Origin of the sequence: Pseudomonas sp. Xaverov 259, from assembly GCF_019352915.1 — a bacterium.
GTDB lineage: Bacteria > Pseudomonadota > Gammaproteobacteria > Pseudomonadales > Pseudomonadaceae > Aquipseudomonas.
In genome coordinates, this window is record NZ_JAAAFV010000040.1 from 205098 (window position 1) to 226654 (window position 21557).

The following is a 21557-nucleotide window of genomic DNA, read 5'->3' on the forward strand; positions in this document are numbered from 1 at the left end:
CGTCACACCTGCGCGGAACTTGAATGTTGTGAGCGGGACGCAGAGCGTCCCAGGCTGCATTCCCACGCAGAGCGGGGGAACGATCTGTTAGCGCATGTGCAGGATAATCGGGCTACTGCTCGCCGGGTCCGTATGCCCGCGCAGCTTGTTCACCGCCGCAGCCTCCACCGCGCCGCCGTTGTTGCCCCATGTGCCGCGCACGTAGCTCAACACCTGGGCGATTTCCTGGTCGGACAATTGCTCGCGGAACGCTGGCATGCGGTACGCGTCCGGCAGACCGGCGGTCACGATGCGTTGCGAGCCATTGAGGGTGATGTTGATCGCCGAGGCGCTTTCCTTGGCCAAGGCTGAGGTGGCACCGGCCAACGGTGGCATCCACTCCGGCTGGCCTTTGCCGTCGAGGCCATGGCAGGAGGCGCAGCGGGTGGCATAGGTGTGGGCACCCGGAGCGCTTGTGTCGAGCGCTGCCGTCTGGTATTGCCACGGCGAACCGTCACGTTGCGGGTCGCCCGGCAGCGACTTGAGGTAACGCGCAATGGCCGCCAGGTCGTCGTCCTGCATGAACTGCGTGGAGTTGTTGAACGCCTCGGTCATCGAGCCATACACCACCGCGTGTTTATTACGCCCGGTCTTGAGGAACTGCACAATCTCCGGCTCGCTCCAGCGGCCCAGCCCGGTGTTGTGGTCCTGGCGCAGGCTCGGTGCATACCAACCGTCGAGCAAGGCACCGGCGAGGAACGGCGCGCCGGATTCGTCCAATGCCTTCTCGTTAAACGCCAGCCCACGCGGTGTGTGGCAACTGCCGCAATGGCCGGGGCCTTGGACGATATAGGCGCCACGGTTCCACAACGCATCCTGCTCGGGTTTGGCGGCATAGGTTTTAGTCGGCGCGAACACGCCGTTCCACAGCGCGATAGGCCAGCGCATATTCAGTGGCCACGGAATGCTGCTGGGGATGTTCGGCTCGCTGGCCGGTTGCACGCCCTGCATGAAAAACGCATACAGCGCACGCATGTCGTCATCGCTGAGTTTCACGTAGGACGGGTAGGGCATGGCCGGGTAGAGCCGTCGCCCACCCGGTGCCACACCGTGGCGAACTGCGCGGTCGAAGTCAGCCAGGCTGTAGGTGCCGATGCCGACGTTTTTGTCGGGCGTGATGTTGGTGGCATGAATGGCGCCCAGCGGCGTGGCCATTTCCAGGCCGCCGGCAAACGGCGCTTTGCCCGGCAGGCTGTGGCAGGCCACGCAATCACTGACGCGGGCGACGTATTCGCCACGGCTGACCAGGGTCGGGTCGGCGGTGGCGTTGGCCTGTTCAAACGGTGAGGCAGGTTGACGGGTGACGTACCAGGCCAGCAGGCCGGCGGCGACCGCACCGGCCAGCACCAGCCAGCCAGCGGTTTTAGCCAATCGTTGGTTGTTCATAGGCGTTCCTTGTCGGTCAGGCGAAGGTGTAGCGGCTCAAGGGCAGGCTGCGGATGCGCTGGCCGGTCAAGTGCGCCACCGCATTGGCCACGGCAGGCGCCACTGCAGGTAGCGGCGGCTCGCCGATACCGCCCATCTTTTCGCCGCTCTCGACGATCTTTACGTGCACCTTGGCCATCCGCGAGGGTGGCAGGATCGGGTAAAGGTCGTAGTTGCGCGCCCGTGGTTTACCGTCCACGTACACCGCTTCTTCCACCAAGGTTTGTGACAAGCCCAATGCTACGGCGCCATTGACCTGGGCCTCGATGATCGCCGGGTTGACGATGCTGCCAGGGTCGATGGCTTCCCAGATGTTATGCACCTTGACCTGGCCGTTTTCGATCGACACTTCGGCAACCACCGCCGCATGCGAGCCAAAGGGCGAGGCCATGGCCACGCCACGGGCACGCCGGCTGCCGTCTTCGGCGGTATACGGGCCACGTTTCCAGCCACCGGACAACTCGCCCACCGCTTGCAGCAACGTGGTCAGGCGTTTGTTGTCGCGCAGCAGGTGCAGGCGCAGCTCGTACGGGTCATGGCCGCCTTTGTCGGCCAGTTCATCGAGGAAGGCTTCGTAGAAAAAGTCATTCAGCGAGTTGCCCACCGAACGCCAGTAGCCGAGCATGGTCGGGCCTTTGACGTAGATCTGGGCGATGCGCTTGTTTGGAATCGCGTAGGACTTGCCCGACAACCCTTCAAGCGCCGTCGGGTCGATTTTATCGCCCTGTTTGCCGGCGATGGCCTCGGATGGGCCTTCGGTGGCGCTCACGGCTTCGATGGCCACCGGCAAGCCTTTGTCATCCAGCGCAGCGCGGAACTTGACCACCGCGACCGGGCGCAGCACATCGCGCAGGAACTCTTCTTCGCGGCTCCAGATCAGCTTGACCGGGCGGCCCACGGCTTTGGCCAGCGCGACAGCCTGCGGGTACGGGTTGGCCGAGTCATACAGGAAATGCCGGCCGAAAAAGCCGCCCAGCAACGGCGAATGCAGGGTGATCTTCGACACATCCAGCCCGGTGCGCTTGGCGATGTCGGCGCGGAACATGTCCGGCGCCTGGTTCGGCAGCCAGACTTCCAGCGTGCCATCCGGGTTATAGCGCGCCAGGGCCGATGGCGGCTCCAGTTGGGCGTGGTTGACGTACTGGTTGTGGTAGGTGGCTTCGACCTTGGTCTTGGCGTTTGCCAGCGTGGCGTTGACGTCGCCTTCGTTCTCTTCGTCGCGTGCCGGGCCTTGCTGGGCGGCGAGGAAGTCACGGTATTTGTCGCTGGAAAAGTCTGCTGGCATAGCGCGCACTGTAGAGTCGGCCGCTGCTTCCAGCCATTCGACCTGAATAGCTTCTACTGCACGCTTGGCGTGCCACCAGCGCTCGGCCACCACGGCCACGGCGCCAGGCAGTTGATGCACCGAGTGCACGCCCTTCATGGCTTCGACTTGGGACTGATTGCGCAGGCTGCCCACGGTCATGCCCAGGCGCGGCGCATGCTGTACGGCAGCGTGGAGCATGCCGTCGACCTTGAGGTCGATGCTGTATTGCGCCTTGCCGGTGGATTTGTCGTAGGCATCCAGGCGTTTGACCGGCTTGCCGATCCAGCGGAACTGGCTCGGGTCGCGCAGGGTGATGGTGGACGGGTCAGGCACCGGCATGTCGAGGGCGCGGCTGGCCAGTTCGCCATACCCCAGCGAGCGGCCCGAGGCGGCGTGTACTACGCGGCCGGGTGTGGTGGTCAGTTGCGCGACCGGCACGCCCAATTGCTCGGCACCGGCCTGCAACAGCATGGCGCGGGCCAGGGCGCCCAGGCGGCGCATCACTGGGTAACTCATGCGCACCGACATGCTGCCGCCGGTGATGCGCATGCCGTTTTCCATCACCACATAGGCATCGCCCGGTGGCGCGGCCTCGACGATGAAGGTGGCGGGGTCGGCGTCCAGTTCTTCACCGACAATTTGCGCCATGGCGGTGTGGGTGCCTTGGCCACCTTCCATAAAGGGGCTGAGCAGGCGCACCGTGCCGTCCGGCCGAATCTCCAGAAACGCCGGCACCTGCGTGCCGCGCTCCGTAGGGTTGGCGGTGGCAGCAAAGGCGCGGCCGCCACCCAGCGGCAGGCCGAAACCAATCACCAGTGCACCTACGGCGGTGCTGGCCAGAAAACGCCGGCGCGACAGGTTGACCGGGTCGCCCAGGGCCACATCAAGCAGTTCGTTGCGCGTATTCATCAGACGCGCTCCTTCTGCTGGGCCAAATCCCGCATGGCCGTGTAGATGGCGTTATAGGTGCCGCAGCGGCACAGGTTAACCATCGCCGCATCAATTTGCGCGACCGTCGGCGCGGGCGTGTGCTTGAGCAGCGCCGTGGCCGCCATCACCTGCCCGGACTGGCAATAACCGCATTGCGCCACTTGATGTTCGACCCAGGCGGCGACCACCTGCTTGCCCACCGCATCGTCCTCAATGGCCTCGATGGTCGTGACCTCGCGGCCGACCACGCCCGCCACCGGCGTGACGCAGGAGCGCACCACATTGCCATCTACCAGCACCGAACAGGCCCCGCACTGGGCCAGGCCGCAACCGTACTTGGTGCCGGTCATGCCGAGGTCGTCGCGGATCACCCACAGCAGCGGCGTGTCGGCGTCGGCATCGACCTGGTAGGTCTTTTGGTTGATACGTAATTCCATGGCGGGTTCACCTGCTGATCATCGGTTGGTGGTGCTGAGCTCTTTTGAACTCTTATAAGAATGTTGGACTCGTGGCCCATCGTTGCACTCTAGACCACGGCGCAAGGGCTATCTATCCGCCAGTCGATAAGTCGGAGGATCAGGCAAGTATTTCGCAGGAATGCACTACCGGCGGCTTGATCGTTCCCACGCTCCGCGTGGTAACGCATCCTCTGACGCTCTGCGTCACGGCGTTAGTAGCGGGACGCGGAGCGTCCAGGGCGGCATTCCTTTGCGGCGCGTGGGAACGATCCTATAGGCACCCCTTTGCGCGTATTGATCGTTCCCACGCTCCGCGTGGTAACGCATCCTGTGACGCTCCGCGTCACGGCGTCAGAAGCGAGACGCGGAGCGTCCAGGGCGGCATTCCCACGCGGAGCGTGGGAATGCTCCTATAGGCACCCCTTTGCGCGTAGGCAACGTCTGATCCGACCCGGCTCGCCGCACTTTTTTTGATTCTGCTGATCTACCCCTGTCACGACCCCGCTCATTCAGAGCGTGGGCAACAGAACCAGACCCGGTGCCGATGGATCAAACCTCACATGCTTTTTTCACGCGCTGGCCGTTGTTGTCAGCGGCTCTATTAGCACTGTTTACCAGCGGTTGCAGCCAGCAGCAGGGCCGCGATATCGCCAGCCAGTTCAGCAATGGCAGGCCCGATGAGTTCTTCCAGACCAGTGTCGACCGCATGGCGACCTTGGGTATGCGCGACAACCTGCAGAGCCTGTATCTGCTGATGAACAAACTCTACCTGCGCAACCCCAGCCAATGGCGCCAATCCGGATACCCGGATGCGGTGAGCGCCGCGCGGGAAATCCGCCAGGCCATCGAGCAGCAGCACCCGCTGCCGGCCCTCGGCGAGCGGCGTGATCTGGCGGCCTTGAGCTACTCGTTAAGCCCGGATTTTAAAGGCGACCGGGTCGGCGCGTTTATCTACGCGATCGGCAGCATGCTGGTGACCGCCCACGGCGGCCGCACCCAGTTTTATATGACCGACTCGATCAACCCGCAGTTTGTCAGCAACGCCGCACGCAACATCGAAAAAGCCACCTGGCTGCTCAGCCAGCGCCAGGACGCCAACGGGGTGTTGCTGCTGTTTTCCAACGAGATATCGGAGGAGGGCAGCAACCTCAGCTTTGCGGTGGAGTTCGGCAAAGTGGTGGCGCGCCTTGACCTGCTCGCGCAGATGCTCGATGAGCGCTACCGACGTGTGGCGCTCAACTATGCGCAGAGCTTGCTGCTGATGAATTTCTTGCCGGTGCAGTAATGTAGGTACGGCATGTCCCTTTCAAGTGTAGGAAAGGGCCTATCTTGAGCCCCCACGCTTGAAACACCCCTCGGTGGGCAATAGCCTCGGGCTTTTCTCAACGGATGAGTGCCTACCTTGGGTAAGCGAAAAACGGTTTGGCCTACGGATCGCGAGGTTCGCCTGCGATTTATCCTCTTTGCAGTGATCGATGTGGCAAGCGCCCAGGGGGTCCCTGCCGAGGTGTTATTGAGCGCACATAAACTGTTGCGCGACTCGCCGGCGGAGTCTCAGTTACGTAAAGCCCTGGCTGACATCCTGGCGTGCGATGAAATGGCGGGGTTCAGTTTCCCCTGGGGGTCTGAGGCGGATGATTTTATGCGCACGATCGAACCGCTGACGAACGAGGCTGATTACCAGAAATTGCCCACGGGTTAGATCGTTTATTTCCTTAAGTGAGGTGGCAAGGCTTTAATCGCATATCCATCTTGGCGTTAATGCAGTGCCAGTAGCGACTTTGTATGTCTTTGCATCGCTTCATCTGTGTTCACGTACGGCTTCGCTGTAGGGGTCACCCAAGCAAACTCCCGAACAGCCATTTGCGCTGCTCTGCCGGCGTCTTGCGCCGTCGCTCGGTGGCTCTAGAATCGGCGCCAGAACTTAGCCATTTCCTGTCGATTACGGAGTTTCGAACATGATGAACGCAATGCAGATGCCGATGAACACGTCCATGCCAATGATGCCGATGATGGGCATGCCGATGATGATGGCGACCATGAAGTGCGAAATGGCGGGCGACGCCATGATGTGCACCATGAAGCCGGCGGCCGGTATGGACATGGCGCAGTTCAAGACCAACGCCGAGATGATGGCGATGATGATGAACTGCGGCATGCCGATGATGATGCAATGCGCAAACATGTCGATGCTGTGCATGTCGGCCGATGCCATGAAGATGATGGCTGACATGAACATGCCGATGATGGGCATGTCGATGCCGATGCCGATGCCGATGATGAAATGCATGATGGAATGCAGCGTGATGGGCGACAGCATGATGTGCAAAATGATGCCGATGCCAGGCATGAGCATGGCCATGATGGAAAACTGCTGCATGCTCATTAACAAGCTGATGAACGACTGCGCCATGCCGATGATGATGAGCTGCAACGGCATGCCGATGATGTGCTGCACCTGCTGATCGCTGCTGTGTAACACAGGTGCAAAAAGCCCCGACTTGTCGGGGCTTTTTGCATTCAGTCCAGGCGTTCCGGGTAGGTGATCACCAAAAATGCCACCGCCTCGCTGTCCGCCGGGTTGCGGTAGCGGTGGGGCTGGTCGGCGTAGAACAGGATCGAGTCGCCGGTGGAGAGCAAGTAGCGCTCATCGTTGACGCTGACTTCCAGTACGCCCTGGGCCACCACCAGGTTTTCCTGAATGCCGGGGCCGTGGCCGGCAGAAATTTCTTCGCCGAGCGCACGCAGGCGGATTTCGTAAAATTCCGATTGACGCGCGGTATCAAAGGGAAACAACGCACGGCTGATAAATGCCCCGTCGGCACTCACCAGACGTTTGCTCTGTTGCGCCGGCAACACCTCGACGCCTTCAAAGGCACGGTCCTCCAGAAAGGCCGCGACCGACACCTTCAAACCTTTGGCGATTTTGCACAGCACCTTGATCGAGGGCACGCTGCGGCCGGACTCGATTTGCGCCAACATCGCACGGCTCACGCCGCACGCGCGTGCCAGCCCGTCCAGCGAGAGGTGGCGTTTACTGCGTAAACGTTGCAGGTTCTGCGCCACGCACAGGCTGGTGTCGTCATCCTCAATCACAGGCTTTGGCAGTGTTTCGGCTGATTCGGGCAGTACCTGTAAAAAAATCATCGGCGTTACGCCCGGCGCGTATCACTGGCGGGCGCGGTGTGGGCGGTGAACACCGCAAGCCCCGCGCGTGCCGCGTACATGGCCCACATCAGCTCGGCCGCTGCACGCGCCTGGCGGCGTTTGCGGTGGAGGGTCAAGTCAATAACGCTGGCGGATGTGTGCATGGCGGGATCTCGTGAGCGACTCAATGACCCCACAGTAATGCGTGCTGGTTATTTCTTTAAATACTGAGTTTGCATGTGTTAATGCAATTTTGGACTTAGAAAATAATCCCGGTCCGATGCTGTTGTGGGAAGGGTCTGGTCCGTTAATAAGGAGTGACCTGGCGAGCCTGCCTGGCTTCCCATCACTGTTCGCGTGATGGCCCAGGCTTTGTCACGCCCCCGAATGCCAAGGATTTAACCCCATGTTGTTGCGCCAACCCCCATTGCTGTTTGCTGCCCTGACCTTCAGTTCACTGGCGCAAGCCGACACCCTGCAACTGGCCCCGGTCGAAGTCTCCAGCAGCGAGGCCAGCGCCGGTGAAGTGGCCCAGGCACAGCTCAAGAGCGTGCCCGGCGGCACCAACTTCATCGATATGAGCAGCGTGCAGCTGGGACGCGTCAGCACCAACGAAGACGTGTTCAAGTACCAGGCCGGCGTTTACGCCAAAGCGGCGAATAATGAAGGGGTGAAGCTGTCGATCCGCGGTTCCGGCCTGAACCGCAGCCCCGGCTCCCACGCCTCGGGCCTGTATGAAATGCTCGACGGTTTGCCGCTGACCGGCCCCGGCGGCACGCCTTATGAACTCAAGGACCCGCTGTGGCAAAGCCGCGTCGAGGTGCTGCGCGGTGCCAACGGTTTTGACCAGGGCGCCCTGGCCCTCGGTGGCTCGGTCAACTATGTCACGCATACCGGTTATGACGCGCCGAAGTTGCAGGTGCGCTATGAAGTGGGCAGTCGCGGTTATGCCCAGCGCGAAATCAGCTCCGGCCAGGTGCTGGGCGACGCCGACTACTACATCAGCCTCACCGACTCCGAATCCGACGGCTACCAGCACCAGAGCGCCGGCACCGGCAAGGGCATCGCGGCCAACTTTGGCTACCGCTTCAACCCGGACCTGGAGACGCGCTTCTATTTTCGCTACCGCGAAACCACCAACGACAGCCCCGGCAAGCTGACGCGCTACCAGATCAGCCATGACCCAAGCGCCGCCAACCGCCTCAACGCCGCCCGCGACTCGAAGCGCCTGCAGCCGGGCTCGACCTGGATCGCCAACAAAACCACCTTGCAGCTCGATGACAGTTCCCGCGTCGAGGTGGGGCTGGCCTACCACGATTACCCGATGGATTTGCGCGAAGGGCTCAACCGGCTGAAAGTCGCCTACACCGATGTGAGCGGCACCCTGAACTACATCCGCCAGGACAGTTGGTTTGGCCACGACAGCAAAACCACCGTTGGCCTGCGTACTACCCAGGCGATGCCGAACAACGGCGCTTCGGAATATGTGCGCGTGCCTTCGAACAACCCCGCCACCTATTACGCCCCCGGCACCAAAACCCGCGACTACAGCTACCTGGGTTCCGACACGGTGTTGCATATCGGCAACGAGCTGGAGCTGGCGCAAGACCTGTGGCTGACCACCGGCCTGGCGGCGATCTACACCCGCCGCGAAACCCAGGTCAGCTACCCCGAAGGGCAGGCGCCGCTCAGCCAGCATGATTGGGACTACGCGCCGCGTATCGGACTGCGCTATGACTTCACCCCGCAGTTGCAGGTGTACGGCAACCTGAGCCGTTCGGTGGAGCCGCCCCACGCGTGGTCGATGATCTGGGGTTCCAACAAGTACTTTTCGGGAGGCCCCGCTAACGGACTGGCCCGCGAAGGCGTGAGCTTGCGCAATCAGACCGCCACCACCTTGGAGATAGGCGGGCGCGGTGAGCAATGGTTCGGCCAGTGGGACCTGGCGCTGTACCGCTCCGAAGTGCGTCACGAACTGCTCACGGTGGAAACCCAGGCGCAGACACAGACCAGCAGCGCCGTGATCGCCGAAGCCAACGCCAGCCCCACCGTGCACCAAGGCGTGGAGCTGAGCCTGCTCAGCCCACTGTGGGATGGCGGTGGTAATGGCCAGGTGGCCTTGCGCCAGGCCTATACCTACAGCGATTTCCACTACCGTGACGACGACCGCTTCGGCGCCAACACCTTGCCGGGCATCCCCAAGCATTACTACCAGGCGCAAGTGCGCTACAGCCACCCGACCGGTTTCTACACCAGCCTCAACACCGAGCATGCTTCACGGGTGGCGGTGGATTACGCCAACTCTTACTACGCGGCGGCGTACACAACCCTGGGCGCCACTTTCGGCTATGACGCGCCGAAACAGGACTGGCAAGCCTGGGTTGATCTGCGCAACCTCACCAACCGGCGTTATGCCAATACCGTCACCCCGGGTTATGACGACAAGGGGGTGGATGTGGCGCGCTCTACACCGGCCGATGGTCGCGGTGTCTATACCGGTATGTCGTGGAGTTGGCGTTAAGCCAATTTGACTGTCAGCTAGGTCAAAGTGTGGGAGCAGAGCTTGTGTGGACGCCTGGCTGTTGTGGGAGCTGGCTTGCCTGCGATGGCATCACCTCAGTTCAACTGAATGACCGAGGCGTCTGCATCGCAGGCAAGCCAGCTCCCACACAAGCCAGCTCCCACACAGACCAGCATCCATCCAGATCACCTCCCACACAAGCCCGCCCACAGCACCGGCCCACCCGAGTGGCCCTTGCCCCGTCGCCGTTTTACTGGCATTGTTCGCGCAATTGGTAATATTTCCCATTTGAGAAGTTTTTGCGCATGCATGACATTCCGGCCGCGCCGGGCGATTGCGCCCGTCAGCAGACCCTTACGGCGATGTACAGCGAGCACCATGGCTGGTTACATGGCTGGCTGCGCAAAAAACTCGGGTGTTCCCAGTACGCCGCCGACCTGGCCCACGATGCGTTTATCCGCGTGTTGATGCTGGCCGAGCCGCACACCATCAAGGAGCCTCGCGCCTTTCTCGCCACTACTGCCGGGCGCCTGTTGATCGATGGGGCGCGGCGCCGGAACATCGAAAAGGCCTACCTGCAAGCCTTGGTGGTGCAGTGCGAAGACGCCGGCATGCCCGACCCGGCCGCCATCCACGTGGCGCTGCAAGCCCTGGAGCGCATCGCCGAGATGCTCGCCGGCCTGCCCGCAAAAACCCGTGAAGCCTTCCTGTTAAGCCGCCTGGACGGGCTCACCTACAGTGAAATCGCCGCACGCCTTGAGGTGTCACCCAGCACGGTCAAAAACTACCTGTCCACCGCGCTGGTGCATTGTTACCACAGCCTGTACGCGGCGGACCCGTTACCGTGAACTCCGAACAGATCATTCAACAAGCGGCGAATTGGCTGACGCGGCTGCACGACGAAGACGTCAGTGATGCCGAGCGTCACGCTTTCAACACCTGGTGCCAGGCCGACCCGCGCCATGCCGTGGCCATCGAGCGCATGCGCTCGCTCTGGGGCAACTTCGACACCTTGCCCGCGCAACCGGCACGCATCGCCTTGAATCGCGCCTTTGCGCCACGACGTTCGCGCAGGGTGCAGGCCTTGGGTGTGCTCGGCGTAGTGCTGTGCGGCTGGTTCGGTGTGCAGCACATGCCGGTGTGGATGGCCGACCAGCGTACCGGTGTCGGCGAGCGCCGCCAGGTCGCCCTTGAAGACGGCAGCCAGTTGCAGCTCAACAGCAATTCGGCGGTGGACGTGAAATTCGACGGCCATCAGCGCGTGATCGAACTGCTGCAAGGCGAGCTATGGGTTGACGTGGCCAGGGACGCGCAACGGCCGTTCGTGGTGCGTACCGATCAAGGCACGGCCACGGCCTTGGGCACGCGTTATCTGGTCAAGCGTGCGGCGGACGGCAGCACCGTGGTTACGGTGATCGAGTCCACTGTGGCGGTCCAAGGTGACACGGGCGAGGGCGTCAAGGTCACGGCCGGGCAGCGCACGGTTCTGGATCATGGCCACGCGGGGCCTGTACAGGCGACCGGCAGCGCCGATCCGGATGCCTGGACGCGAGGCCTGCTCAAGGTCAACGACCAACCGCTGAGTGAGGTGCTGCAAACCCTGGCCAGCTACCGTCATGGCTTGGTGCGCTTCGATCCCCAGGCGTTGAAAAACCTGCGCGTTTCCGGGGTGTTCAAGCTCGATGACACGGCGGCGGCGCTCTCGGCGCTGGCCGATAACCTGCCGATCCGGGTGGAGTACTTCACCGACCTGATGGTGGTGGTCAAACCGCGCTAGCTCAACCTTCGTGCTGGCGCAGGCGCTTGTACAGGGTGTTGCGGCTCACACCCAGTTCCCGCGCCAGGTGCGAGATGTTGCCGCCCGCCGCTTTCAGGCGCTGGGCCAGGTCGCTGCTGTCTTCCACGCTTGCATGGGTGGGCAAGGGCGCCGCCAGGTTCAGGTCGACGAAGAAATCATCCGGCAGATGCTCCGGTCGCACCGGCTGCTCCTCGGCCATTGCCAGCGCCACCTGCAACACGCTGCTGACCTGGCGCAGGTTGCCCGGCCACGGGTGTTGCTCGAACAAGGCCAACACTTCGGCACTCAGCCCGGCCCATTGGGTCGGCTCACGGTGCTGCTGCCACAGCTGCTGGAACAGTGCCTGCTTGTCGGTACGCTCGCGCAAGGGCGGCAGCTCCAGGGTCAGCCCGCCGATGCGGTAGTACAAGTCTTCGCGAAAACGCCCGGCCTGCACCCAGTCGCGCAGGGCACGGTTGGTGGCCGAAATAATGCGCAAGTCCACCGGGAACAGCTCGCTGCTGCCCACCGGCTGCACGCAGCGCTCCTGTAGCACCCGCAGCAAGCGGGCCTGGGTCGGCAGCGGCATATCGCCAATTTCATCCAGAAACAGCGTGCCCTTGTCCGCCTTGCGGATCAGGCCGATGCTGCCTTTCTGGTTGGCGCCGGTGAAGGCGCCTTTTTCATAGCCAAACAGCTCGGACTCGACAAGTTCGGCGGGGATCGCTGCACAGTTCACCGCAATGAACGCCTGTTTGCTGCGCGAACTGGCCTGGTGCAAGGCTTTGACGAACACCTCTTTGCCGACGCCGGTCTCGCCGTGAATCAACAACGGAATGTCTTTTTCCAGCAAGCGCTCGGCCTGGCGCACGGCCTTTTCCACACGCACATCGCCAAAATGCAGGGTCTGGATGCTCATCGGCGTAGGTTTGGTGGGCTTGGGCTCAGCAAAGACCCGCGCCTGCACCGGCATCTTCTGCGGCCGTTTCAATAAACACTGGAACCGATTGCGGCCCGCCGCCTGCAACGAGAACGGCAGGCCCTCCGGTTGATTCAACAACTCCAGCAGCGAGACTTTAAACAAACTGTCGATCAGCACCCGCGACAAACTGATGCCCAGCAAATTATCGGCGCGGCGGTTGGCCGACAGCACCTGGCCGCTGTCATCAAAAATAATCAGGCCCGCCCATTGGCTGTCGAGGTTGTTCAGGCCGGTGTTGAAGGTCAGTTGAAAATGCTCGCCGCGAAACAGGTTGAGGATCAGTCGGTTCTCGACGGTCTGGCTCATCATCTTGACCATGCCCAAAGTGTGGGAGGGCGGCAGGTAGCTGTCGCTGGACACATCCAGCACCGCAATGATTTCGCGCTGGGCATCGAAGATCGGCGCCGCCGAGCCGGTCATGAAGCGGTTGGCCTTGAGAAAGTGTTCATCGTGCTCGATATGCACCGCCTGGGCACAGGCCAGCGCGGTGCCGATGGCGTTGGTGCCGCTTGAGCGTTCCATCCAACTGGCGCCGGCACTGAAGCCGCGCGCCAGCTTCGGCTCGATAAAACGCTGGGTGCCCCACGAGGTCAGCACCTGGCCCTGATTGTCGGCCAGCATGATCAGGCAATTGGAATTGCTGAGAATATTTTCGTAGTAGGGCAGTACTTCCTGATGGGTGGTCTGCACCAGCGAATGCTGGCTTTCGAGCAACTGGCTGATGCCTTCGGCGGGCAGTTGATCGAAGCTAGGGGTGCTCTGGTGGTCCAGGCCGAAGGCACGGCAACGGCGCCAGGACTCCTGGATAAGGGTGTCGTGTGCGAGGGGTTCGGCCATGGGGGCGACCTTCTTTTATTTTTATTGTTATCAAGCCTGCGCCGTCCAACTGTGGGAGCAGGCAAACCAGCTCCCACATTAAAGCTGTGGCGCCTATCGATTGTTGTTCAGAACTGTTCAATGTCAACCCACCCGCTGTTCAGTTGTTCAGCGCTGGTTGTTCATTTGTGTTCTTGCCTGAACATCCTGTTCAACCCATTTCCTTACAGATCAACCACCTGCCACTTCTGGCACGAAACTCGCTCTTACGAATGGCCAGAATCATTCCAATAATAAAAAGGGCGTGTCATGTCATTGACCCTGGAACATGTCTCCCGCGTCGTCGAAGGCCAGACCTGGATCGACGACGCCAACCTGCGTTTCGAAGCCGGTTCCTTCAACGTGTTGCTCGGCCGCACGCTGTCCGGCAAGACCAGCCTGATGCGCCTGATGGCCGGGCTGGACAAGCCCGACAGCGGCCGCATCCTGATGAACGGCGTAGACGTCACCCACAAGCCGGTGCGCCTGCGCAACGTGTCGATGGTCTACCAGCAGTTCATCAATTACCCGACCATGACCGTGTTCGAAAACATCGCCTCGCCGTTGCGCCAGGCCGGCGTGTCCAACGAACTGATCCACAGCAAGGTGCTGGAAACCGCGCAGATGCTGCGCATCGAGAAGTTCCTGCAACGCCACCCGCTGGAGCTGTCCGGTGGCCAGCAGCAACGCACGGCCATGGCCCGCGCCTTGGTCAAAGACGCCGAGCTGATCCTGTTCGATGAGCCGCTGGTGAACCTGGACTACAAACTGCGCGAAGAGCTGCGTCAGGAAATGCGCGAACTGTTCAAGGCGCGTCACACCATTGCCATCTACGCCACCACCGAATCCAATGAAGCCCTGGCCCTGGGTGGCACCACCACCATCCTGCACGAAGGCCGGGTGATCCAGAGCGGCAAGGCCGCCGAGGTCTATCACCAGCCCCAGACGGTACTGGCCGCCGAGCTGTTCTCCGAACCGCCGATCAACCTGATGCCGGGGCGTATCAGCGGCAATGAAGTCAGTTTTGCCAATGTCGTGCACTTCCCGTTGAATGTGGACCTGCGCCCCATCGGCGAAGGCGAGTTCCGCTTTGGCGTGCGCCCCAGCCATATCAGCCTGGTGCCGAGCAACGATGATGACCTGGAACTGGCGGTGACTGTGGAAGTGGCCGAGATCAGCGGCTCGGAAACCTTCCTGCATGTGCGTAGCGAGCACTTTTTGTTGGTGCTGCACTTACCGGGTGTCCATGAATACGACGTCGACGCGCCGATCCGCGTGTATATCCCCACCCATAAACTCTTTGTGTTCGATGGCCAGGGCCGTTTAGTCCAGGCCCCTGGGCGCCGCGTTGCGAGGGTTGCCTGATGGCTGAGATCCATTTGCAGAACCTCGCGCACAGCTACAGCCCTACGCCCAATGGCCCTGAGGACTACGCCATTCGGGCGATGAACCATGTGTGGGAGCAGGGCGGCGCCTACGCCTTGCTCGGGCCGTCGGGCTGCGGCAAGTCGACCCTGCTCAATATCATCTCCGGCTTGCTCAGCCCGTCCGAAGGCCAGGTGTTGTTTGACGCCAAAGTGGTCAACGACCTTACCCCGGAGAAACGCAATATCGCCCAGGTGTTCCAGTTCCCGGTGGTGTACGACACCATGACGGTGTTCGACAACCTGGCGTTTCCCCTGCGAAACCAGGGCATGGCCGAGGCGAAAATTCACAGCAAGGTGCAGGAAATTGCCGAGGTCCTCGACCTGCAAGCCCTGCTGAGTAAAAAAGCCCGCAACCTCACTGCCGATGAAAAGCAAAAAGTTTCCATGGGCCGTGGCCTGGTGCGCGATGACGTTTCGGCGATCCTGTTCGACGAACCGCTGACAGTGATCGACCCGCACCTCAAATGGAAATTGCGCCGCAAGCTCAAGCAGATTCATGAGCAATTCAATATCACCATGGTCTACGTTACCCACGACCAGCTTGAGGCGTCGACCTTCGCTGACAAAATCGCGGTGATGTACGGCGGGCAGATCGTGCAGTTCGGCACGCCGCGCGAGCTGTTCGAGCGGCCCAGCCATACCTTTGTCGGCTATTTCATCGGCAGCCCTGGGATGAATCTGATCGAGGTGCAAGCCGAAGCCGGTGGCGTGCGTTTTGCCAGCACGTTGCTGCCGCTGTCCGAAGCACTGCAACAACGCCTGCGCGAGACGGATTACAAAAAACTGCAGGTGGGTATCCGCCCGGAATTTATCCACGTGTGGGACGAGTACAACCCTGACGCCCTGCAGGCCGATGTCGTGCATGTGGAAGACCTCGGCACCTACAAGATCATGACCCTCAACCTCGACGGCGCGCCGTTGAAAGTGCGCCTGGCCGAAGACAAACCGGTGCCCGAAGGCCAAGCCTCGATCAGCTTTCCCGCGCAGTGGTTGATGGTGTACGCCGACGATTACCTGCTTGAGGTGCAGCCATGAACAAGGTGCAGAACAACAAGGCCTGGTGGCTGGTGTTGCCGGTGTTCCTGCTGGTGGCGTTCAGCGCGGTGATCCCGATGATGACCGTGGTCAACTATTCGGTGCAGGACATTTTCGACCAGTCCAGCCGCTACTTTGTCGGCGCCGACTGGTACAAACAGGTGCTGCTCGACCCACGCCTGCATGACTCCTTGCTGCGCCAGTTCATCTACTCGGCCTGCGTGCTGCTGATCGAAATCCCGCTGGGCATCGCCATCGCCCTGACCATGCCGACCAAGGGCCGCTGGTCGTCACTGGTGTTGATCATCCTGGCGATTCCGCTGCTGATCCCGTGGAATGTGGTCGGCACCATCTGGCAGATTTTTGGCCGCGCCGACATTGGCCTGTTGGGTTCGACCCTTAACGCCATGGGCATCAACTACAACTATGCGGCCAACACCATGGACGCCTGGGTGACGGTGCTGGTGATGGACGTGTGGCACTGGACGTCACTGGTGGCGCTGCTGTGTTACTCGGGGCTGCGTGCGATTCCGGATGTGTACTACCAGGCTGCGCGGATTGATCGCGCATCCGCCTGGGCGGTGTTCCGACATATCCAGTTGCCAAAGATGAAAAGCGTGCTGCTGATCGCGGTGATGTTGCGCTTTATGGACAGCTTCATGATCTACACCGAGCCCTTCGTACTGACGGGCGGCGGGCCGGGTAATGCCACCACGTTCCTCAGTCAGACCTTGACCCAAATGGCCGTAGGCCAATTCGACCTGGGCCCGGCGGCAGCGTTTTCCCTGGTGTATTTCCTGATCATCCTGTTGGTGTCCTGGCTGTTCTACACCGCCATGACCCATTCCGACGCCAACCGCTGAGGCCGCCAACATGAGCAAGCGCAAGGTTATCCCGCTGCTGATCTACATCCTGTTTCTGCTGGTGCCGATCTACTGGCTGTTGAACATGTCCTTCAAGAGCAACACCGAAATCCTCGGCGGGCTGACCCTGTTTCCGCAGGACTTTACCCTGGCCAACTACAAGGTGATCTTCACCGACCCGAGTTGGTACACCGGCTACCTCAACTCGCTGTACTACGTGAGCCTGAACACGGTGATCTCCCTGAGCGTGGCGCTGCCGGCGGCCTATGCGTTTTCGCGTTATCGCTTCCTCGGCGACAAGCACCTGTTCTTCTGGTTGCTGACCAACCGCATGGCGCCGCCGGCGGTGTTTTTGCTGCCGTTTTTCCAGCTGTATTCGTCCATCGGGTTGTTTGATACGCACATCGCCGTGGCGCTCGCGCATTGCCTGTTCAACGTGCCGTTGGCGGTGTGGATCCTGGAAGGCTTTATGTCCGGCGTGCCCAAGGAAATCGACGAAACCGCCTACATCGACGGCTACAGTTTTCCCAAGTTTTTCGTGAAGATTTTTATCCCGTTGATTGGCTCCGGTATCGGCGTGACCGCGTTTTTCTGCTTTATGTTTTCCTGGGTCGAACTGCTGCTGGCGCGCACCTTGACCTCGGTTAACGCCAAGCCGATTGCGGCGGTAATGACGCGTACGGTCTCGGCCTCCGGCATTGATTGGGGCGTGCTGGCAGCGGCGGGGGTGTTGACCATCCTGCCGGGCATGCTGGTGATCTGGTTTGTTCGCAACCACGTGGCCAAGGGCTTTGCCCTGGGCCGGGTCTAGAGGGTTCGATGATGGAATGGATGGCCTGGACCACCCCGACCGCACTGTTCTTTGTGACGATTGGCCTGCTGCTGGCGGGCATGACCACCTGGGAACTGCGTTCGCCGAGTATTCCTCGGCGCGGCTTGTTGCCGATCAGCACCACCCGTGGTGATCGTTTGTTTATCGGTCTTCTCGGCAGCGCCTACCTGCATTTGCTGGTAATCGGCGTTACCGACTGGAGCATCTGGGTGGCGTCTGCGCTATCCCTGGTATGGCTGTTGAGTGTGATGCGTTGGGGCTAGTGCCCTTATGAACTAGTGCCCTTATGAATAAACCACCAGGAGGTCTCTATGTTGAATAAAAACAATAAGCTGCGACATAGCATTTCATTGGCCGCCGTACTGGCCTTAAGCGGTTTGAGCGCCACGGCCTGGGCCGATGCGTACGAAGATGCCGCGAAAAAATGGATCGGCAGCGAGTTCAAACCATCCACCCTCACCGAAGCCCAGCAGCTCGAAGAGTTGAAGTGGTTTATCAAAGCGTCGGAACCGTTCCGTGGGATGAAGATCAACGTGGTGTCGGAAACCCTCACCACCCACGAATACGAATCCAAGGTACTGGCCAAGGCCTTCAGCGAAATCACCGGTATCAAGCTGACCCACGACTTGCTGCAGGAAGGCGACGTGGTGGAGAAGCTGCAAACCCAGATGCAGTCCGACAAGAACATCTATGACGGCTGGGTTAACGATTCCGACTTGATCGGTACGCATTTTCGTTATGGCAAGACCGAATCCATCACCGACCTGATGGCCAATGAAGGCAAGGACTTCACCTCGCCGACCCTGGATATCAAGGACTTTATCGGCATCTCCTTTACCACCGCACCGGACGGCAAGATCTATCAGTTGCCCGACCAGCAGTTCGCCAACCTCTACTGGTTCCGCGCCGATTGGTTTGAACGTGCGGACCTCAAAGCCAAGTTCAAGGAAAAGTACGGCTACGAGCTGGGTGTACCGGTGAACTGGTCGGCCTATGAAGACATCGCCAAATTCTTCAGCGAAGACGTCAAGGAAATCGACGGCAAACGTATTTATGGGCACATGGACTACGGCAAAAAAGACCCATCCCTGGGCTGGCGCTTCACCGATGCCTGGTTCTCCATGGCCGGCGGCGGCGACAAAGGCCTGCCCAACGGTTTGCCGGTGGACGAGTGGGGCATTCGCGTGGAGGACTGCCACCCGGTGGGCTCCAGCGTCACCCGTGGCGGCGACACCAACGGCCCGGCCGCCGTGTTTGCCACGCAAAAATACGTGGACTGGATGAAAGCCTACGCGCCACCGGAAGCGGCGGGCATGACCTTCTCCGAATCCGGGCCGGTGCCGTCCCAGGGCAATATCGCCCAGCAGATCTTCTGGTACACCGCGTTTACGGCCGACATGACCAAACCGGGCCTGCCGGTGGTGAATGCCGATGGCACGCCGAAATGGCGCATGGCGCCGTCGCCGGTCGGGCCGTATTGGGAAAAGGGCATGAAGAAAGGTTATCAGGACGTGGGTTCCTGGACCTTCCTCAAGTCCACGCCCGAGAAGCAAAAGCTTGCGGCCTGGCTGTACGCGCAGTTCGTGACCTCAAAAACTGTGTCGCTGAAGAAAACCATCGTTGGCCTGACGCCGATTCGTGAGTCCGATATCAACTCCCAGGCCATGACCGACATGGCGCCGAAACTCGGCGGGCTGGTGGAGTTCTACCGCAGCCCGGCGCGGGTGGAGTGGACCCCGACCGGCACCAACGTGCCGGACTACCCACGCCTGGCGCAGCTGTGGTGGAGCAACATCGCCGCAGCGGCCAGCGGCGAAAAAACCCCGCAACAGGCGCTGGATAACCTGGCCAAGGAACAGGACGCGATCATGACGCGCCTGGAACGCTCCAAGGTGCAACCGGTGTGCGGCCCGAAAATGAACCCGGAGCGGGATGCGCAATACTGGTTTGATCAACCGGGTGCACCGAAGCCGAAGCTGGCGAACGAGAAGCCTAAAGGTGAAACCGTGGCTTATGGTGATCTGTTGAAGCAGTGGGAGGCAGCGCGTAAGTAAGCGCGTTGGGTCGGATAAAACGGCACTTCGGTGCCGTTTTTTTGCTTGGAATACACACCTCAAAACCGACTCGATCACCTGGGGGAGCTGGCTTGCCTGCGATGAAGACGACTCGGTATACCCGATGCACCGCGCCGATGCCATCGCAGGCAAGCCAGCTCCCACAGTTTGTACGCTGGTGTTTCTGGAATTAGGCGGCCTGCGGCTGAACCTGCAACTGCCCATCCACATCCTTGACCAACCCACTGGCCAAAAACAGCGGCGCCACACGCTTGTGCAACTGCGGCTCGACAAACTCTTTCACCGTCTCCAGCACCAACACACCACTGAGCGGCAGCTCGGCCTTGGTGTAGGACAGCCACGCTTTCTTTAACACCATCAACACATCACTGCCCGCCGTTGAGGCGAAGCGGCGGTGCGTAGGTTTGCCGTCGAAGCTGAAGGTGTGCTGAAACGCGTAGCCGGTTTCGTCACCGTTGGCGGCGGTGCAACGTACGCAGGTGCACGGGCCATCGCCGAATGCGCTGCGCAGGTAAGCGTTGAAGTCCACCACGGGCTTGAGTGACAGGCGCTTATCGACCTCGAACAGATCCCCAGTCATTTTATCGTCAGTGTTCAACGTCCATTTCCTCGCAGGTTGGCAGGTGTATTTCAAAGCGCGGCACAATAACAGCCACACGGCATTTTGGGGATGATTAGCATAACAATAGATCCCGATATTCTTTTCGTGTCTTAAAAAACGCCGCTACGCTCCATCACCTTCTCGATATCGCAGCGGACCTCTTCATGACTTTCAAGCGTTCCTCCCTGACTCTGTTGGCCGCGTCCCTGGCGGCCGCGAGTGCCTTGCTCAGCCCTGGTGCCCAGGCCGAAGGCAAGATCAGCATTGCCCAGCAATTTGGTATCGGCTACCTGATCCTCGACGTAGTGCGCGACCAGCACTTGATCGAAAAACATGGCAAGGAGCAGGGCCTGGATATCAAGGTGGAGTGGAACAGCATTTCCGGCGCCACCGCCATGAATGAATCGCTGCTGGCCGGCGCCCTGGATGTAGTTTCGGCCGGTGTGCCGCCGATGCTCACGCTGTGGGACCGTACCAAGGGCAAGCAGAACGTCAAGGCCATCGCCTCCCTGGGCTCGATGCCCAATTACCTGCTGACCAATAACCCCAACGTGAAGACCTTGCAGGACTTCACCGACAAAGACCGCATCGCCGTGCCAGCTGCAGGCGTAGGCTTCCAGTCGCGTACCTTGCAGATCGAGACCGCCAAGCTGTTCGGCGATGCCAATTTCAAGAAGTTTGACGACATCTCCATCAGCCTGGCCCACCCGGATGCCACGGCGGCGTTGATTGCCGGTGGTTCGGAGATCAATTCACACTTTTCCAGCCCGCCGTTTCAGTATCAGGAGTTGTTGAACCCCAAGGTGCACAAGGTGCTCAGTTCCTACGACATTCTTGGCGGGCAGGCTTCGTTCAACGTGCTCTATACCACGCAGAAATTTCACGACGAAAACCCCAAGACCTACAAGGCGTTTTATGACGCGCTGGCGGAGGCCGAGAAGATCATCAAGGCTGACAAGCCTGCTGCCGCCAAGACGTATATCCGCGTAGAGGAATCCAAGCTGCCGTTGGATCTGGTGGAGAAAATTGTCCAAGACCCGGAAATCGACTTCACTATCGTGCCGCAGCGTACGTTTATCTATGCGCAGAAGTTGCAGGAACTGGGCGTGCTGAAGAACAAGGCGGGGAGCTGGAAGGATTACTTCTTTGAGGAAGCCCATGGTGGTGATGGCAGCTGATTTGCGTGCTGTGGGAGGTGGTTAGTCGGTGTATATATCCGTTGCTGCGGTGATGGCGGCTTAGGGTTCCGCCCTGACGGCGGGTCACTTTTTGAAGGACCAAAAA

Annotated in this window: 20 protein-coding genes; 12 read left to right on the forward strand and 8 right to left on the reverse strand. The window is 60.7% G+C overall.

All coding sequences use genetic code 11. The annotated features are described in order from the left end of the window. Nucleotides 1-87 precede the first annotated feature (87 nt). The 3 genes from K0H48_RS17990 to K0H48_RS18000 are packed head-to-tail and all read right to left on the reverse strand — an operon-like array spanning nt 88 to nt 4137. Nucleotides 88-1425, reverse strand: coding sequence for a cytochrome c (locus tag K0H48_RS17990; protein ID WP_219268518.1), 1338 nt, complete (start codon nt 1423-1425; stop codon nt 88-90). 16 nt (nt 1426-1441) lie between these two features. After that, the gene (locus K0H48_RS17995; protein WP_219268519.1) at nt 1442-3679 is read right to left on the reverse strand and encodes a molybdopterin cofactor-binding domain-containing protein; all 2238 of its coding nucleotides are present in this window, start codon (nt 3677-3679) and stop codon (nt 1442-1444) included. Beyond that, nucleotides 3679-4137: a (2Fe-2S)-binding protein gene (locus K0H48_RS18000; protein ID WP_219268520.1), complete on the reverse strand. Its 459-nt coding sequence runs from the start codon at nt 4135-4137 to the stop codon at nt 3679-3681. Before K0H48_RS18000 ends, K0H48_RS17995 begins: the two co-directional genes overlap by 1 nt. Nucleotides 4138-4702: 565 nt before the next feature. Between K0H48_RS18000 and K0H48_RS18005 the strand changes: the two genes are divergently transcribed. Next, nucleotides 4703-5443 carry a hypothetical protein gene (locus K0H48_RS18005; RefSeq protein ID WP_219268521.1) on the forward strand — a complete coding sequence of 247 codons (741 nt, stop codon included), beginning with the start codon at nt 4703-4705 and terminating at the stop codon, nt 5441-5443. A gap of 117 nt (nt 5444-5560) precedes the next feature. Further along, the gene (locus K0H48_RS18010; RefSeq protein ID WP_138815594.1) at nt 5561-5860 is read left to right on the forward strand and encodes a hypothetical protein; all 300 of its coding nucleotides are present in this window, start codon (nt 5561-5563) and stop codon (nt 5858-5860) included. Nucleotides 5861-6100: 240 nt separating this feature from the next. On the opposite strand, the gene K0H48_RS18015 is transcribed toward K0H48_RS18010, so the two are convergent. The 3 genes from K0H48_RS18015 to K0H48_RS18025 form a co-directional block, all read right to left on the reverse strand. Next, nucleotides 6101-6616 carry a hypothetical protein gene (locus tag K0H48_RS18015; protein ID WP_219268522.1) on the reverse strand — a complete coding sequence of 172 codons (516 nt, stop codon included), beginning with the start codon at nt 6614-6616 and terminating at the stop codon, nt 6101-6103. 62 nt (nt 6617-6678) lie between these two features. Beyond that, a complete protein-coding gene (locus K0H48_RS18020) occupies nt 6679-7305 on the reverse strand; it encodes a helix-turn-helix domain-containing protein (protein ID WP_257627018.1) in 627 nt (208 codons plus the stop codon). A 5-nt stretch (nt 7306-7310) separates the two neighbouring features. Continuing rightward, nucleotides 7311-7469: a hypothetical protein gene (locus K0H48_RS18025; RefSeq protein ID WP_219268523.1), complete on the reverse strand. Its 159-nt coding sequence runs from the start codon at nt 7467-7469 to the stop codon at nt 7311-7313. 242 nt (nt 7470-7711) lie between these two features. Here K0H48_RS18025 and K0H48_RS18030 point away from each other — a divergent pair, with 242 nt between their 5' ends. From K0H48_RS18030 to K0H48_RS18040, 3 genes are all read left to right on the forward strand, one after another. Continuing rightward, nucleotides 7712-9826, forward strand: coding sequence for a TonB-dependent receptor (locus K0H48_RS18030; protein WP_219268524.1), 2115 nt, complete (start codon nt 7712-7714; stop codon nt 9824-9826). 305 nt (nt 9827-10131) lie between these two features. Further along, entirely contained in the window at nt 10132-10674 is a 543-nt protein-coding gene (locus tag K0H48_RS18035) for a sigma-70 family RNA polymerase sigma factor (protein WP_138815598.1), read from the forward strand. Continuing rightward, nucleotides 10671-11603, forward strand: a complete 933-nt coding sequence (locus tag K0H48_RS18040; protein WP_219268525.1) for a FecR family protein — start codon at nt 10671-10673, stop codon at nt 11601-11603. The genes K0H48_RS18035 and K0H48_RS18040 overlap by 4 nt, the downstream gene beginning before the upstream one ends. 1 nt (nt 11604) lies before the next feature. Here K0H48_RS18040 and K0H48_RS18045 read toward each other — a convergent pair whose 3' ends face one another. Further along, the gene (locus tag K0H48_RS18045) at nt 11605-13422 is read right to left on the reverse strand and encodes a sigma-54-dependent Fis family transcriptional regulator (RefSeq protein ID WP_219268526.1); all 1818 of its coding nucleotides are present in this window, start codon (nt 13420-13422) and stop codon (nt 11605-11607) included. A gap of 288 nt (nt 13423-13710) precedes the next feature. On the opposite strand from K0H48_RS18045, the gene K0H48_RS18050 reads away from it, so the two are divergent. Genes K0H48_RS18050 through K0H48_RS18075 form a run of 6 tightly spaced genes read left to right on the forward strand, consistent with a single transcriptional unit; the run spans nt 13711 to nt 19651 of the window. Beyond that, entirely contained in the window at nt 13711-14805 is a 1095-nt protein-coding gene (locus K0H48_RS18050) for an ABC transporter ATP-binding protein (RefSeq protein ID WP_219268527.1), read from the forward strand. After that, nucleotides 14805-15902 (forward strand): ABC transporter ATP-binding protein, encoded by a 1098-nt coding sequence (locus K0H48_RS18055; RefSeq protein ID WP_219268528.1) that lies wholly within the window; start codon nt 14805-14807, stop codon nt 15900-15902. Before K0H48_RS18050 ends, K0H48_RS18055 begins: the two co-directional genes overlap by 1 nt. Then, nucleotides 15899-16765: a carbohydrate ABC transporter permease gene (locus tag K0H48_RS18060; protein ID WP_017137728.1), complete on the forward strand. Its 867-nt coding sequence runs from the start codon at nt 15899-15901 to the stop codon at nt 16763-16765. Before K0H48_RS18055 ends, K0H48_RS18060 begins: the two co-directional genes overlap by 4 nt. 10 nt (nt 16766-16775) lie before the next feature. Beyond that, a complete protein-coding gene (locus tag K0H48_RS18065; protein WP_003174634.1) occupies nt 16776-17576 on the forward strand; it encodes a carbohydrate ABC transporter permease in 801 nt (266 codons plus the stop codon). Between the two features lie 11 nt (nt 17577-17587). Beyond that, complete coding sequence (locus tag K0H48_RS18070) at nt 17588-17860, forward strand: DUF2160 domain-containing protein (RefSeq protein WP_026013758.1); 273 nt, start codon at nt 17588-17590, stop codon at nt 17858-17860. A 48-nt stretch (nt 17861-17908) separates the two neighbouring features. Continuing rightward, nucleotides 17909-19651 (forward strand): ABC transporter substrate-binding protein, encoded by a 1743-nt coding sequence (locus tag K0H48_RS18075; RefSeq protein ID WP_065930235.1) that lies wholly within the window; start codon nt 17909-17911, stop codon nt 19649-19651. A gap of 190 nt (nt 19652-19841) precedes the next feature. Here the strand turns inward: K0H48_RS18075 and K0H48_RS18080 are convergent, their stop codons facing one another. Beyond that, entirely contained in the window at nt 19842-20270 is a 429-nt protein-coding gene (locus K0H48_RS18080; RefSeq protein ID WP_219268529.1) for a hypothetical protein, read from the reverse strand. A 167-nt stretch (nt 20271-20437) separates the two neighbouring features. Here K0H48_RS18080 and K0H48_RS18085 point away from each other — a divergent pair, with 167 nt between their 5' ends. Further along, nucleotides 20438-21451: an ABC transporter substrate-binding protein gene (locus K0H48_RS18085; protein ID WP_219268530.1), complete on the forward strand. Its 1014-nt coding sequence runs from the start codon at nt 20438-20440 to the stop codon at nt 21449-21451. The last annotated feature ends 106 nt before the right edge of the window (nt 21452-21557 follow it).